The sequence below is a fragment of the Micropruina sonneratiae genome, assembly GCF_025972045.1.
GTDB classification, from domain to species: domain Bacteria; phylum Actinomycetota; class Actinomycetes; order Propionibacteriales; family Propionibacteriaceae; genus Micropruina; species Micropruina sonneratiae.
In genome coordinates, this window is sequence record NZ_JAPDHX010000004.1 from 365,229 (window position 1) to 378,599 (window position 13,371).

Consider the following 13,371-nt stretch of genomic DNA (forward strand, 5'->3'; position numbering starts at 1 on the left):
GGTGTCAGATCGAGTACGCCCAGGCGTCCGCCACGACGGGCTCGCGGGTGTCGATGCCGGCGAACAGGTCGTCCTCGGGCAGGGTCACCGGCACCATCGACTTGGCGAGTTGGTAGTCCTCGGTGGGCCAGCCGGCCTGCTGGATTGCCATCGGCACGGCGAACCAGAACCCGTCGGGATCGATCTGGGTGGCGTGGGCGCGCAGGGCGTGGTCGCGCAGCGGGAAGTACTCCGCGCACGGCACGAAGGTGGTCAGCCGGTCCTCCACCTCGTCGCGGTCCCAGTTCTGCAGCCACTCCGCGTACGGGCTCTCCAGCCCGTGTGCGTGCATCAGCTCGTCCAGCTTCGCCAGCCGGCCGCGGTGGAAGTTCATGTGGTAGTAGACCTTCAGCACCTGCCACGCCGCGCCGTGCTCGGGCCAGGCCGCCGGGTCGGCCGCGGCCTCGACCGCCGCCATCGTGATCCGGTGGCACATGATGTGGTCGGGGTGCGGGTAGCCGCCGTTCTCGTCGTAGGTGGTGACCACGTGCGGCCGGAACTCCCGGATCACCTTCACCAGGGCGCCGGCCGCCACGTCGACGTCCTGCAGGGCGAAGCAACCCTCAGGCAGCGGCGGCAGCGGGTCGCCCTCGGGCAGGCCGGAATCGACGAAGCCCAGCCAGGTCTGCTCGATGCCGAGGATCACCTTGGCCCGCGCCATCTCCTGGGTGCGCAGTTCGGCCATCCGCGCCCAGTTCTCGGGACTCTCCATCCTCGGGTTCAGGATCGAGCCCCGCTCGCCGCCGGTGCAGGTCGCCACCAGCACCTGGACGCCCTGTGCCACGTACTTGGCGGTGGTGGCCGCACCCTTGGACGACTCGTCGTCGGGATGCGCGTGGACGTGCAGCAGCCGGAGCGGCTCGCCGGCGGCGTCCACCCTGATCGTGGTGGTCGACATGGCCGCCATTGTGCCAGCGCCGGAACCGCCGGCACGCGCACCAGTCAGCCGACGGACACCGTCCGGCCCGGGCAGAATAGCCGGGTGACGATCACCGACAGCGACCAGGAACGCATCCGGCGGCGCTACCCGCCGCAGCGCCTCTCCCCCGCGGCCATGGTGGTGCTCGGGTTCGTGGTGTTCGCCCTGATCAGCTACGTGGTGTGGGTGGCCTCGCACCGAGCGAACCCGCCCGTCACCGCGCGCATCGACTCCTTCCAGGTGGTCTCCGACAACGAGATGCGGGCCACGCTGGCGGTCGACCGGCCCGACCCCACCGTCGCCGCGTCGTGCTTCGTCATCGTCCAGGCGGTCAGCTACGACCGGGTGGGCGAGCGCTGGGTCGAGATCCCTCCGGGGACCGACCCGCTCACCCGCCTCGACGTGAGCCTGCGGACGTTCAAGCGGGGCACGGCGATCAGCGTGGAGAGCTGCACAGTCACCTGAGCCCCCATCACCGCTCGCCCAACTACCGAGCGGCCGAGGTGGGGACACCCGGCGGGCCGTGCTCAACCCCTTGATGGGTGTTGGTAGGCTCTCCCGATGGCTGACGAGCAGGTTGACACGATCTGGCTGACCCAGGAGGCGTTCGACGCCGCCACCGCGGAACTTGAGCACCTCAAGGGAAACGGGCGCGCAGAGGTCCGTGCCAAGATCGCGCGGGCCCGCGATGAGGGGGACCTGAGTGAGAACGCGGGCTACCACGCCGCCCGCGAGGAACAGGGACAGCAGGAGCTCCGCATCCGGCAATTGGAGTCGATGTTGCGGCACGCCCAGGTGGGCGAAGCGCCCGCCGGGGCGTCCGACGAGGTGGCGCCGGGCAACCAGGTGACCATCTACTACGACGACGACCCCGACGACACCGACACCTTCCTGCTCGGCTCACGCGAACTCATGGCGCTGGACGATTCGACCGACATCGAGGTGTTCTCGCCGCAGTCCCCACTGGGCACGGCGATCATCGGCCGAAAGGTCGGCGAGAAGGTCAGCTACGAGGCGCCGAATGGCAAGCCGATCGAGGTGACCATCCTCGAGGTCCACCCCTACCAGGGCTGATCCTCTACGAGGCGTTCGAGCCTTCGAGCGCCTGACAGACCTCGACCGCCCGCAGGCCGTCCGCAAGGGTGACCGCGGGCGGTCTCTCATCGCGTAGGACCGTCAGGATGTCGCGCCACTGGTTGGTGTGGCCGACCTGCCCGATCGCCGCCGGGTCGGACGCCCCCGCTGCGATGGCCGTTGCCGCCGGCGGTGGCGGCACGTCGCCGAAGGACCAGGTGACGGTCTCGGACTGGGGTCTCGGACTCGGTCGCCATCGCCGGCTCGCCCCCCGGCCGCTACACGACACCGGTGGGCGGTGAGGTGGAGCTGCGCGCCGACGGCCGGCTCCACGTCGCCGGCACGCCGTACCTGGCGGGAGCGGCCCTGCCGCTGGCCGCAGCGCTCGGCACGCTGGCGCGCGCCGGGTTCTCCCGGGCGGAGGTGGTGCGGCTGGTGCTGACCAACCCGGCCACCATCGCCGGCATCGAGGTCGGCCTCGAACCCGGGGCTCGGGCGGTGTTCTGCCAGGCGTCGGCCGCCGGCTGACCCGCCCTGACACTGACCCCCTCCCCGCGCTCGCCTAACTACCGAGCGCTCGCGAAGCTTCGCGAGCGCTCGGTAGTAGGCGAGCAGTACGACGGGGTCAGCCCCGGCGGGCCAGCAGGGCGGCCGCCTGGTCGGGGGCCAGGGTTCCGGCCGCCACCTGAGCGAGCACCTGCTCACGTGAGCCGGGCGTGGGGGGGTCCGGCTCGCCGGCGAGGCCGAGCTTCACCAGCAGGTCGGTGAACCGGGCCCGCGCGGTCGGGTACGAGACCCCCAGATGCTTCTCGACCTCGCGCAGATTCCCCCGCGAGGACAGGAACACCTCGAGCAACTCGAGCTCCTTGGCGTCCAGCGCGCAGAACGAGCACCGGGCGAAGTGACCCGACAACTCGGTGCCACAGCCGGGGCAGCCGAGCCGGCTGGTGACCAGTTCGTCGCCGCACACCGGGCAGTCCACCGGCGGACGGACACCGCTCGTGGCCGTTCGCACGGTCATCGCAGGTCCGCCTTGATGGTCGCCCAGCCCATCACCACGCCGACGTCGAGCCGGGCGGCGCCGTTGCCGAGCACCACCTCGTCGACGCTGTCGTTGTCGGCGCCGGCCCAGCTGACCTTGCCCAGCTGCACCTCGCTGCGCACAGTGACGTTCGACCGCTCGCCCAGGGTGATGTCGAGCGAACCCGACTCGCACCGGATCCGCGAGCGGCCCGTCGCCAGGTCGCCGCGGATCGTGGCCGAGCCGGCCTGCACCAGCACGTCGTTTGCCTCGGCGACCCTGTCGAGGGTCGCCCCGCCGGCGGTCACCCGCACCTTGCCCAAGTAGGGCACGCCCTCGGTGGTGAGCGTGCCACCGGTAACCTCGGCGTCCACCGTGATGCCGGGGTTGACCCGCACCAGCAGTTCCTTGCCCAGGCCGAGCGCGCGCAGGTCGTCGAAGCTGCGCGGCGGGCGCAGGATGAAGCCGTCCAGGCTCGGGCCCTGGTCGCCGTCGCTGGTCACCTCGAGGACCGAGCCGGTCCGGCGCAGCACGTGCGGGCCGTCCACCGACGCGGTGGCGACCGCGCCGTCCGCTACCACCCGGACGCGCCGGCCCACGGCCCGCACGCTGATCCGGTCCACACCCTTGGTGCCGGACGCCTGCCGGGCCCGCGGCGGCGGCGTCTCGTCCACGAACGGCGGCTGGCTGAAGACACCGGCGGAATGCTGAGGGCCGTCGGCGGCGACCTCGTCGGCCACCTCGGCGTCGGAGGGTTCGCCCGACCGCGCCGCAGCGGCCTCCGCCGCCGCCTTCGCCTCGTCGATCCGGCGGGCCGCCTCGGCGGCGTCGATCCGTCCGGCTGCGAGGTCTTCGAGAATGGTGGTGAGATCCGGTTCAGCTGCCATGCAGCAAATCTAAACCCGAGTTTCGAGAATATAAAGCTCCAGGGCTCAGTGGTTTCCCTTAGCGTCTGCCGACACCGGCCCGTGCATCCCCCGCAGCGAGCGGATGAACGCCGCCCCGAACGCCATCACCGGAATCGCGACCAGGGCACCGACGATGCCGCCCAGCTGGGCGCCGATCGCGATGCCGAGCAGAACGGCCAACGGGTGCAGCGAGGCCGCCCGGCCCAGCAGCAGCGGCTGCAGCAGGTGCGACTCCAGCCACATCACCGCGATCGTGCCGCCCAGCATGATCAGCGCCGCCACCCAGCCGTGGGTGATCAGCGCCAGCGACGTGGCGACCGTGCCGGCGATCACGGCACCGACGACGGGGATGAAGCAGACGACGAAGGTGAGCGCGAACAGCGCCAGCGCCATCGGGACGCCGATGAACGCCGCGATGATCGCGACACCGGCGGCGTCCACGGCGGAGACGATGACCTGCGCGCGCATGTAGCTGACCAGGGACGCCCAGCCGCGCTCGGCCGCGGTGTGGGCGTCGCCCTGGTAGCGCTCGGGCAGCAGGCCGCGGAACCCCTGCCACAGGTGCTGCCCCTCGGCCAGGAAGAAGAAGGTCGCGATCAGCGCGATGGCCAGGCCGGCGAAGAAGTGGCCGACCGACGTCCCGACCTTGGCCGCGTAGCCGGCCAGCAGATCGCGCGAGTCACTGATCCAGGTGGTCAGCGAGTTCATCCACTGGTCGATCTGAGCCTGGTCGATGCCCAGCGGCCCCTCCCCCAGCCACTGCACCAACTGGTTGAAGCCGGCCACCGACTGGTCGACCAGCTCGGGCGCCTGCTTCGCCGCGGTCGCGCCGATGCCCCAGCCGATACCCGCGACGATCAACGCCAGGACGAGCAGGCAGGCCGCGGCGGACAGCAACGGATGCCAGTTCCACTGCTTGAGCCGGTGCGCCAGCGGCGCCATCAGCGCGGTCAGCAGGAAGGCGATGGCGAGCGGGACGCTGACCTCGGAGAACTCGCCGAGAAGCCAGCCGACCCCCCAGATGACGGCGGCGAACAGCAGCCCCCGCCATGCCCAGCCGGCGGCGGTGCGGACACCCTGCGGGATGACTTCTTCCGCCGCGGCCGGTTGCTCGACGAGCACGACCTGGGGCTCGGGGCTGGTCACCTGGGTCGAGACGCGCCGGCGGGATCGACGAAACAGGCTGAACGACACGGGGGTGTCCTTTCGTGAGGTCGGCGCCCACCCTACTGTGGACGAGGTACCAATCCAGGGCACCGGTCGGCTCCGAATGCAGCGTGACCGAAGGAGGCGCGATGCCCACCGAGAGAACTCCAGGGACGTCGCAGGGCCCTGTCGTCGGCGTGCTGGCCACCATCACCGGCCTGGCCGCCGGGCATCTGATCGCCGGACTGGTCTCGCCCGTCTCGTCGCCGGCGGTCGCCGTGGCCGGCCGGATGATCGACCTGGCGCCGACCCCCGTGAAGGAGTGGGCGGTCTCCACCCTGGGCACCAACGACAAGCCCGTACTGGTCGGCGGCGTCATCGTCGTCGTGCTCGCCCTGGGTGCCCTGATCGGTGCGCTCGCCGTGCGCCGGACCTGGCTGGTCTGGGCCGGGCCGGCGGTGCTCAGCCTGATCGCCGCCGTGGCTGCCGTGACGGCACCGTCGTCCGGTTCGCTGGCCCTGCTGCCCGCGGCGGTGACGTTCGGCGTGGGGACGGCCGTGTTGTGGTGGTTGTTGCCCCGGCGTCCGGTCGACGAGCCGCAGGGCGCACCGCGTGCCCTGCCCCGGCGCGCCTTCCTGACCGGCACCGCGGCGGCCGGCGTCGGCAGCGCCGCGGCGGTGATCGGCGGGCAGTGGTTCGCCAACCGCACGACCGCCGCGACCGATGTCGTACTGCCCCGGGCCGGCGAGACGCTCGCGCCGCTCAGTGAGGGGCTGTCCGTGGACGGGTTGTCGCCGTGGACGACCCCGAACGCCGACTTCTACCGGGTCGACATCAGCCTGCTGGTGCCCTCGGTGTCGGTGGACGACTGGCGGTTGAGCATCGACGGCCTCGTCGACCACCCGTTCAGCCTCACCTGGCAGGAGCTGACCGCGTTGCCGCTGATCGAGCGCGACGTCACCCTGAACTGCGTCAGCAACGAGGTCGGCGGGCCCTACATCGGCGGTGCGCGCTGGCTGGGCGTGCGCACCCGCGACCTGCTCGAGCGGGCCGGCGTCCAGGCCGGCGCCGATCAGGTGCTGAGCCGCTCCACCGACGGGTTCACCGTCAGCACCCCGATCCAGGCGCTGACCGACGACCGGGACGCCCTGGTGGCGATCGGCATGAACGGCAGGCCGCTGCCGGCCGAGCACGGCTTCCCGGCGCGGCTGATCACGCCCGGGCTGTACGGCTACGTCGGGGCGACCAAGTGGCTCACCCAGCTCACCCTCACCACCTACGCCCAGCAGGCCTCGTATTGGACGCAGCGCGGGTGGGCCGAGCAGGGACCGGTCAAGCCGTCCAGCCGGATCGACGTGCCGCGTCCGTTGGCCCGGATCCAGCCCGGTGAGGTGATCGTGGCCGGCGTCGCCTGGGCCCAGCACATCGGCGTCGCCCGGGTCCAGGTGCGCATCGACGGCGGCGAATGGCGCGAGGCGACGATGGGCCCGGACGCCGGCATCGACTTCTGGCGCCAGTGGAAGTACGTCTGGCAGGCCGACTCCGGCCAGCACACCCTGGAGTGCCGCGTCATCGACGACAACGGCAGCCCCCAGACAGAGCAGCGGGCCACACCCTTCCCCGATGGCGCCTCCGGCCTGCAGAGCGTCGTGCTGAACGTCGACTGACCCCGGACCGGCGGAACCGTCCCCAACAGATCACGATCCGCACCAATCCGGACGCCGGGGCGCTCCGAATCCCTTCTGACAGTGAGGTACACCACCGCCGGATCCTCCCGGCAGAAGGAGACACCATCATGCGCACCTCGATCAGGATCGCCGGGCTCAGCGCCGCTCTGCTGCTTCCGCTGGCCGCGTGCAGCACCACCGCCACCCCGATGTCCAGCGGGTCCGAACCCATGACGTCGTCATCGAGCATGCCGATGACCTCGTCGTCGAGCATGCCGATGTCGCCGTCGATGGGGGCGTCCGACACCGCAATGGCCCAGTTCGGCCCGGGCTGCGCGTCGGTGCCCACGAGTGGCGCCGGCTCGTTCGAAGGCATGGCCAAGGACCCGGTCGCGACCGCGGCGAGCAACAACCCGGCGTTGTCCACCCTGGTGACGGCCGTGAAGAAGGCCGGTCTGGTGGACACCCTCAACAACGCGTCCGACATCACCGTCTTCGCCCCGGTCGACGACGCCTTCGCCAAGCTCCCCAAGAAGGACCTGGACGCGGCGCTGAAGGACAAGAAGATGCTGACCAAGATCCTCACCAACCACGTGGTCGAGGGACGGCTCTCGCCCGACCAGTTGGCGGGCGAACACAAGACGCTCGCCGGGGGCACCATCACCGTGACCGGCTCCGGCGAGGACTTCATGGTCGGTGAAGCCACCGTCGTGTGCGGCAACGTCCAGACCGCGAATGCGACGGTCTACCTCATCGACGGCGTCCTGATGCCGTCGATGTGACCCGATCGCGGCTTCGGGGGGAGCCGCGAGCGTGGGGCGTGGTGGCTGCCTCAACGGGTCGAGACGCCACGCCCCGCCTCAAAAGGGGAGGACGCCGGCGACAGCGACGCGTAGGGTCGCCGCCAGGAGGGAGGTGGAGGCCGTCGACGAGCCACGTGGGAGTGATCCGGTCGGGCACGCGCTGCTGGCGTGCGCCGCCGGCGAACAGTCCGCGATGGCCACGCTCTACGACCTCACCGCCGCGAAGGTGTACGGGCTCGCGCTGCGGGTGCTGCGCAATCCCGCGCTCGCCGAGGAGGTCGCGCAGGAGATCTTCGTGGAGGCGTGGCAGCGCTGCGCGGGCTACGCGCCCGACCGCGGCAGCGGCCTGGCGTGGTTGCTCACCATCACCCACCGCCGGGCGGTGGACCGGGTCCGCTCGGTCCAGGCCTCGACGGTGCGGGACTCGGCCTACGGACTGGAGGACGCGGCCGCCGGACAGCCCGACGTGGCCGAGCAGGCGGTGGCGTCGGTGGAGGCCGGACGGGTGCGCAAGGCCCTGCACGGGCTCAGCCACCTGCAACGCCAGGCGGTCGAACTGGCCTTCCTGGACGGCCTCACGCATGCCGAGGTGGCCGACGAATTGCGGGTCCCGCTCGGTACGGTGAAATCCCGGATCAGAGACGGAGTGACCCGGCTGAAGGCGGCGTTGGGGGGTGACGGTCATGACTGACGACCTGCACGACCAGGTGGCGGGCTACGCGATGGACGCGCTCACGCCCGACGAGCGTGCCGCCTTCGAGGCCCACCTGGCGCAGTGCGCCGACTGCCGGGACGAACTGGACGGCCTGCGCGAGACCCTGGCCGACTGGGGCTCCGACTTCGCCGTCGAACCTCCCGAGACGCTGCGCGCCGCGGTGCTGGACGCCGTGGCACAGTTGCCCGCGCCGAGTGCGCAGGCCGCCAAGGAGCCACCGATCACCGACACCCGGCCGGCCACCGACGACCCGCCGGCCACCGACACCCAGCCGGCCACCGTCACCGCCCTGCCCGCACGCGACCGCTCCGGCTGGGAGCGTTGGCGTGTGCTGGTCGCCGCGGCCCTGGCCGTGGTCGCAGTGATCGGGATCTCGGTGTGGCAGCCGTGGGCGCCGCGCGCGATCACCGCCGCCGACGTGCTCGCCGCACCGGACGCCGTGCGCGCCACGTCGTCCGCCCCGGGGGGCGGCAGCGCCACCCTGGTGCGGTCGAACTCGCTCGGCCGGGCCGTCCTGATCACCCAGGGCATGGCCCCCGCGCAGGCGGGCACCGTGCACCAGGCCTGGCTGATGCACCCCAGCGGCGGGCCGACCTCGGCCGGACTGATGGCGGACGCCCCCGACCAGACCATGCTGCTCGAGGGCGACGCCCGCGACGCGACCGGTGCGGGCATCAGCGTGGAGCCCCCCGGCGGCTCGACGGAGCCGACCACGGTGATCATCGAGATCGGGTTGTAGCCCGGTCCCGCGGCCCCACTATGTTGAGCCGGTGAGGTTCAGGTTGGCCAACACGCTGCCGCGCACGGTCGTGATGCTGGCGGTGTCCGCCTTCTTCGTGGCCGTCGGGTTCGGCGTGATGATCCCGGTGCTGCCGGTGTTCGCCGCGTCGTTCGGGGTGTCCAACTTCCTGATCGGGCTGGTGGTGTCGGCGTTCGCCGGCTTCCGGCTGGCGATGAGCCCGTTCGTGCGGCGCTTCTCCGACCGGATCGGCCACCGCCGCACGATCGGCATCGGCATGTGGATAGTCGGGGTCTCCTCGGCGCTGTGCGGCTTCGCCGGTAGCTACGCCGAACTGCTGGTCTGGCGCGCCGTCGGCGGCGTCGGCTCGGCGATGTTCACCATCTCGGCCACCGCGCTCCTGCTCGCCAGCGTCGGTCCCGAGCTGCGCGGCCGTGCCAGCGGTCTCTACCAGGGCGGCTTCCTGCTGGGCGGCATGACCGGCCCGGCGATCGGCGGGCTGCTCACCCACATCTCGCTGACCGCCCCGTTCTTCTTCTACGCCGGCACGCTGGTGATCTCGGGCACCATCGCGTTCACCCAGTTGCACGACCCGCCCGGGATGGCCGAGGCCGCCGCCGCGCCCCCCACCCGGACGCTGCGCGAGGTCACCGCCGACAGCCGGTTCCGGGCCGCCTGCCTGATGAGCTTCGGGCAGGGCTGGCAGAGCTTCGGCGTCCGTTCGTCTCTGGTGCCGATCCTGGTGGTCACCGGGCTGGGCGCCGACCCGTCCTGGACCGGAATCGCGTTCGCGATCGCCGCCGTCGCCCAGACCGCCGCGCTGCCCGCGGCCGGTCGCGCCACCGACGTGATGGGACGCCGTCCGGTGATGGTGGTCGGCGGGCTGCTCGCGGCCCTGTCGACGCTAGCGATTCCGTTCGCCGGCAACCTGCAGGTGCTGATCGTGCTGCTCTGCGTCTACGGAGTCGGCGCCGCCGCCCTCGGCACCGCCCCGACCGCCGCGCTGGGCGATGCGACCAAGGGGGCCGGCAGCCAGCCCGTGGCGATCTACTCGATGGTCGGGGACATCGGGGCGATCCTCGGCCCGCTGGTGGCGGGCGTGCTGGCCGACCAGCTGGGCATGCCGGCCGCGTTCAGCGTCGGGACGGCGATCCTGCTCGCCGGCACCGTCGCCGCCGCCCTCATCCCGGCCCGACTCGACAAGCGGAGGCCCGATGCCGAAACCGTTGCCTGACCTGGTGGCCGCCGACTGGGCGGAGGCGCTGCAACCAGTGGCGCCGCGGATCGCCGCGATGGGCGACTTCCTGCGCGGCGAGCTCGCCGCCGGCCGCGGCTACTTCCCGGCCGGGCAGAACGTGCTGCGGGCGTTCAGCCGGCCGCTGGCCGGCGTCCGGGTGCTGGTGGTGGGCCAGGACCCCTACCCGACCCCTGGACACGCGGTCGGGCTGTCGTTCTCGGTGGCGGCACAGGTGCGGCCGCTGCCGCGTTCGCTGGTGAACATCTACACCGAACTGCGCGACGACCTGGGCGTCGCGCCGGCCCCGCACGGCGACCTTTCGGCCTGGTTCGACCAGGGGGTGCTGCTGCTGAACAGGGTGCTCACCGTTCGGCCGGGCGCTCCCGGATCGCACCGCGGCAAGGGGTGGGAGGAGGTCACCCAGTGCGCCATCGAGGCCCTCGTCGCGCGGGGCGGTGCGCTGGTGGCGATCCTGTGGGGGCGCGACGCCCAGGGTCTGCGGCCCATGCTGGGCGACGTTCCGGTGATCGCCTCGGCGCACCCCTCGCCGCTGTCGGCCCGTTCGGGCTTCTTCGGTTCGCGGCCGTTCAGCCGGACCAACGCCGCGCTGGCCACCCAAGGCGCCGAGCCCATCGACTGGGCGCTCCCGGCCGCGGCCTGACACCGCGACGCGGGCCGCACAGCCGCCCCACAGTTCTCAGCAAAGTCTCAAGGTGGCTGGTTTCGGCCGAACGCCTATGTAAGGGTGACCACACACATCACCCCCCGATGGAGATTGCGATGACCCCCCTGCGCCGCGCTGCCCTGATCCCGCTGACCGCCCTGTGCAGTGTGAGTCTGCTGCTGGTTCCCGCCCCCGCCTCGGCCATCCCCGGCGGCACGGCCGTCCCGACGGCGACGGACGCCGCGCTGGCCGGCAAGCTCGGCACGGTGATGGCCGACTCACGCGTGAAGAAGGCCACCGTGGGCGCCGTCGTCGTCGATGCGGCGACCAACCGCACCCAGTACCGGACGTCACCGAACACGGCGATCACCCCGGCGTCCAACATGAAACTGGTGGTCGCGGCGGCGGCGCTCGACATTCTGGGGGCGGACCGCACCTTTTCGACGGGGGTCTATGCGGCGTCCGAACCCTCCAGCAGCGGCACCGTGAAGCGGCTCTACCTGCGCGGCTTCGGCGACCCGACCCTGCAACGCTCCGACCTCGTCGCGCTGGCGAAGCAGGTCAAGGCGGCCGGGGTGAAGACCGTCACCGGCTCGGTGGTCGGCGACGGCACCTTCTACGACAACGACCGCTACAACGACTACTGGGATTCCCGCGACTACAACTGGTCCTACGCCCCGCAGATCTCGGCGCTCACGATGGCCCCGTCGTCGGCCCTGAAGGTCGGCACCATCCTGGTCAACTACGGGCCCGGATCGGCCAAGGGCAAGAAGGCCTCGTTGAGCGTCACCCCCGCCCTGGCCGACAGCTTCGTGAAACTGGTCAACAAGACCACCACCGGCAAGGCGGGCAGCAGTTCGTGGATCAGCGTGCGGCGCACCTCCGGCACCAACACGCTCACCGTCACCGGGTCGATCGCACTCAAGCGCAGCAAGGGCAGCACCACGGTGACGATCAACAACCCGGCCGCCTACGTCGCCCACGTGTTCACCCGGGAACTGCGAGCACTGGGCGTCGCCGTCAAGGGTTCGCCGATCACCGGTGCGACGCCGTCCAAGCGGGTCAAGCTGGCCGGCGACACCTCGGCGCCGCTGAGCACCGTGGTGAAGTACCTGCTGAAGCCGTCGAACAACGGCATCGCCGAGCACCTGATCAAGTGGCTCGGACGCCGGGAGGGGACTGCGGGCACCTGGAAGGCCGGCGCCTCCCGGGTGCTGCGCTGGCTGAAGGGCACCCAGTCCGTGCCCGGTTCGGTGACGATCGTGGACGGCTCCGGGCTGGCGCACCGCAACAAGCTGACGGCGCGGGTCGTCGTGCGGTTGCTGCAGTACGCCCGCGAACAGGTCTGGTTCGGCACCTTCTACAACGCGTTGCCGGTGGCCGGCAACGCCGACCCGGCCGTCGGCGGCACCCTGACCGACCGCATGGTCGGCACCGCCGCGCAGAACAACCTGCGCGCCAAGACCGGCACCCTGTCGGGGGTCACCGCTCTCAGCGGCTACGTGACCGGCCGCAACGGACGCCTGTACATCTTTTCGCTGCTGGGTCGGTACTCGGGCAGCACCCCGCGTCCGGTGTTCGACAAGTTCGGCGCCACGTTGGCGGCCTGGAAGGGCTGACCCGGGGGCGGCCCGGCGCCGCTCGCGGAATGCGGCAGCGGCACCCGTGGTTGCACAGCTCAGGAGGCAACATGCTGTTCACCAAACCGACCATGGTCGATCCCCGGGTGGCCCTGCGCGGCCGCGAGACACCGGTGCTGAGCCACCCGTTCTTCCATCGGGTCTTCGGCCACCCCGTCGACCGGGTGCCCGAGGGGGCCGAGGTGGCCTACCTCGGTCTCGGCTGCTTCTGGGGCGCCGAGAAGCTGTACTGGAACACCCCCGGCGTGCTGAACACGGCGGTGGGCTACGCCGGCGGCTACACGCCGAACCCCAGCTATGAGGAGGCCTGCTCGGGGCGCACCGGGCACGCCGAGGTCGTGAAGGTCGTCTACGACCCGAAGAAGCTGTCCTACGAGGACGTCCTGGCGGTGTTCTTCGAGAACCACGACCCGACCCAGGGCTTCCGGCAGGGCAACGACCGCGGCACCCAGTACCGGTCGGGCATCTACACCCTCGACGACGACCAGGCGCAGCGGGCGGTCGCCGTCCGTGACGCCGTGCAACCGCGGTTCACCCAGGCCGGGTACGGGCCGATCACCACCGAGATCGCGCCGCTGGGCGAGTTCTACTACGCCGAGGACTACCACCAGCAGTACCTGGAGGCGAATCCGCGCGGGTACTGCCCGATCCACGCCACGGGCGTGACCTGCAACCCGGGCGCCTGACGGGTCTCCCCCGCTCTGATGAGGGTGCGCAGCGACGTCGGTCGCTGCGCACCCTCGTCTGCGCTCGTCACTGTCGCGTTGCAACCGAAAGGCATCGACCTGACCCCCGTCAC

General features: G+C 71.5%; 15 protein-coding genes. 11 read left to right on the forward strand and 4 right to left on the reverse strand.

Translation table 11 applies throughout. The annotated features are described in order from the left end of the window. Window positions 1-4: 4 nt before the first annotated feature. Window positions 5-937, reverse strand: a complete 933-nt coding sequence (gene mca / locus OIE40_RS12690) for a mycothiol conjugate amidase Mca (RefSeq protein ID WP_264702804.1) — start codon at window positions 935-937, stop codon at window positions 5-7. Window positions 938-1,021: 84 nt separating this feature from the next. Between mca and OIE40_RS12695 the strand changes: the two genes are divergently transcribed. From OIE40_RS12695 to OIE40_RS12705, 3 genes are all read left to right on the forward strand, one after another. Then, window positions 1,022-1,423: a DUF4307 domain-containing protein gene (locus OIE40_RS12695; RefSeq protein WP_264702805.1), complete on the forward strand. Its 402-nt coding sequence runs from the start codon at window positions 1,022-1,024 to the stop codon at window positions 1,421-1,423. A gap of 96 nt (window positions 1,424-1,519) precedes the next feature. Beyond that, on the forward strand, window positions 1,520-2,032 hold the full coding sequence (greA, locus tag OIE40_RS12700) for a transcription elongation factor GreA (RefSeq protein WP_264702806.1): 513 nt from the start codon (window positions 1,520-1,522) through the stop codon (window positions 2,030-2,032). A 291-nt stretch (window positions 2,033-2,323) separates the two neighbouring features. Then, window positions 2,324-2,560, forward strand: a complete 237-nt coding sequence (locus tag OIE40_RS12705; protein ID WP_264702808.1) for a hypothetical protein — start codon at window positions 2,324-2,326, stop codon at window positions 2,558-2,560. Between the two features lie 97 nt (window positions 2,561-2,657). On the opposite strand, the gene OIE40_RS12710 is transcribed toward OIE40_RS12705, so the two are convergent. Genes OIE40_RS12710 through OIE40_RS12720 form a run of 3 tightly spaced genes read right to left on the reverse strand, consistent with a single transcriptional unit; the run spans window position 2,658 to window position 5,155 of the window. Then, the gene (locus OIE40_RS12710) at window positions 2,658-3,053 is read right to left on the reverse strand and encodes a DUF2089 domain-containing protein (RefSeq protein WP_264702810.1); all 396 of its coding nucleotides are present in this window, start codon (window positions 3,051-3,053) and stop codon (window positions 2,658-2,660) included. After that, entirely contained in the window at window positions 3,050-3,940 is an 891-nt protein-coding gene (locus OIE40_RS12715; protein WP_264702811.1) for a hypothetical protein, read from the reverse strand. The genes OIE40_RS12710 and OIE40_RS12715 overlap by 4 nt, the downstream gene beginning before the upstream one ends. Window positions 3,941-3,985: 45 nt before the next feature. After that, window positions 3,986-5,155, reverse strand: coding sequence for an AI-2E family transporter (locus OIE40_RS12720; RefSeq protein ID WP_264702813.1), 1,170 nt, complete (start codon window positions 5,153-5,155; stop codon window positions 3,986-3,988). 101 nt (window positions 5,156-5,256) lie between these two features. On the opposite strand from OIE40_RS12720, the gene OIE40_RS12725 reads away from it, so the two are divergent. From OIE40_RS12725 to msrA, 8 genes are all read left to right on the forward strand, one after another. Continuing rightward, window positions 5,257-6,774, forward strand: a complete 1,518-nt coding sequence (locus OIE40_RS12725) for a molybdopterin-dependent oxidoreductase (RefSeq protein ID WP_264702815.1) — start codon at window positions 5,257-5,259, stop codon at window positions 6,772-6,774. Between the two features lie 128 nt (window positions 6,775-6,902). Beyond that, a complete protein-coding gene (locus tag OIE40_RS12730; protein ID WP_264702817.1) occupies window positions 6,903-7,556 on the forward strand; it encodes a fasciclin domain-containing protein in 654 nt (217 codons plus the stop codon). Window positions 7,557-7,689: 133 nt separating this feature from the next. After that, window positions 7,690-8,268 (forward strand): ECF RNA polymerase sigma factor SigK, encoded by a 579-nt coding sequence (gene sigK / locus OIE40_RS12735; RefSeq protein ID WP_264702819.1) that lies wholly within the window; start codon window positions 7,690-7,692, stop codon window positions 8,266-8,268. Beyond that, window positions 8,261-9,031 carry an anti-sigma factor gene (locus OIE40_RS12740; protein WP_264702821.1) on the forward strand — a complete coding sequence of 257 codons (771 nt, stop codon included), beginning with the start codon at window positions 8,261-8,263 and terminating at the stop codon, window positions 9,029-9,031. Before sigK ends, OIE40_RS12740 begins: the two co-directional genes overlap by 8 nt. A 31-nt stretch (window positions 9,032-9,062) precedes the next feature. Next, complete coding sequence (locus OIE40_RS12745) at window positions 9,063-10,265, forward strand: MFS transporter (protein WP_264702822.1); 1,203 nt, start codon at window positions 9,063-9,065, stop codon at window positions 10,263-10,265. Beyond that, window positions 10,246-10,929: a uracil-DNA glycosylase gene (locus OIE40_RS12750; protein WP_264702823.1), complete on the forward strand. Its 684-nt coding sequence runs from the start codon at window positions 10,246-10,248 to the stop codon at window positions 10,927-10,929. The genes OIE40_RS12745 and OIE40_RS12750 overlap by 20 nt, the downstream gene beginning before the upstream one ends. Before the next feature lie 119 nt (window positions 10,930-11,048). Next, window positions 11,049-12,551: a D-alanyl-D-alanine carboxypeptidase/D-alanyl-D-alanine endopeptidase gene (dacB, locus tag OIE40_RS12755; protein WP_264702825.1), complete on the forward strand. Its 1,503-nt coding sequence runs from the start codon at window positions 11,049-11,051 to the stop codon at window positions 12,549-12,551. 71 nt (window positions 12,552-12,622) lie between these two features. Beyond that, complete coding sequence (msrA, locus tag OIE40_RS12760) at window positions 12,623-13,258, forward strand: peptide-methionine (S)-S-oxide reductase MsrA (RefSeq protein WP_264702827.1); 636 nt, start codon at window positions 12,623-12,625, stop codon at window positions 13,256-13,258. The last annotated feature ends 113 nt before the right edge of the window (window positions 13,259-13,371 follow it).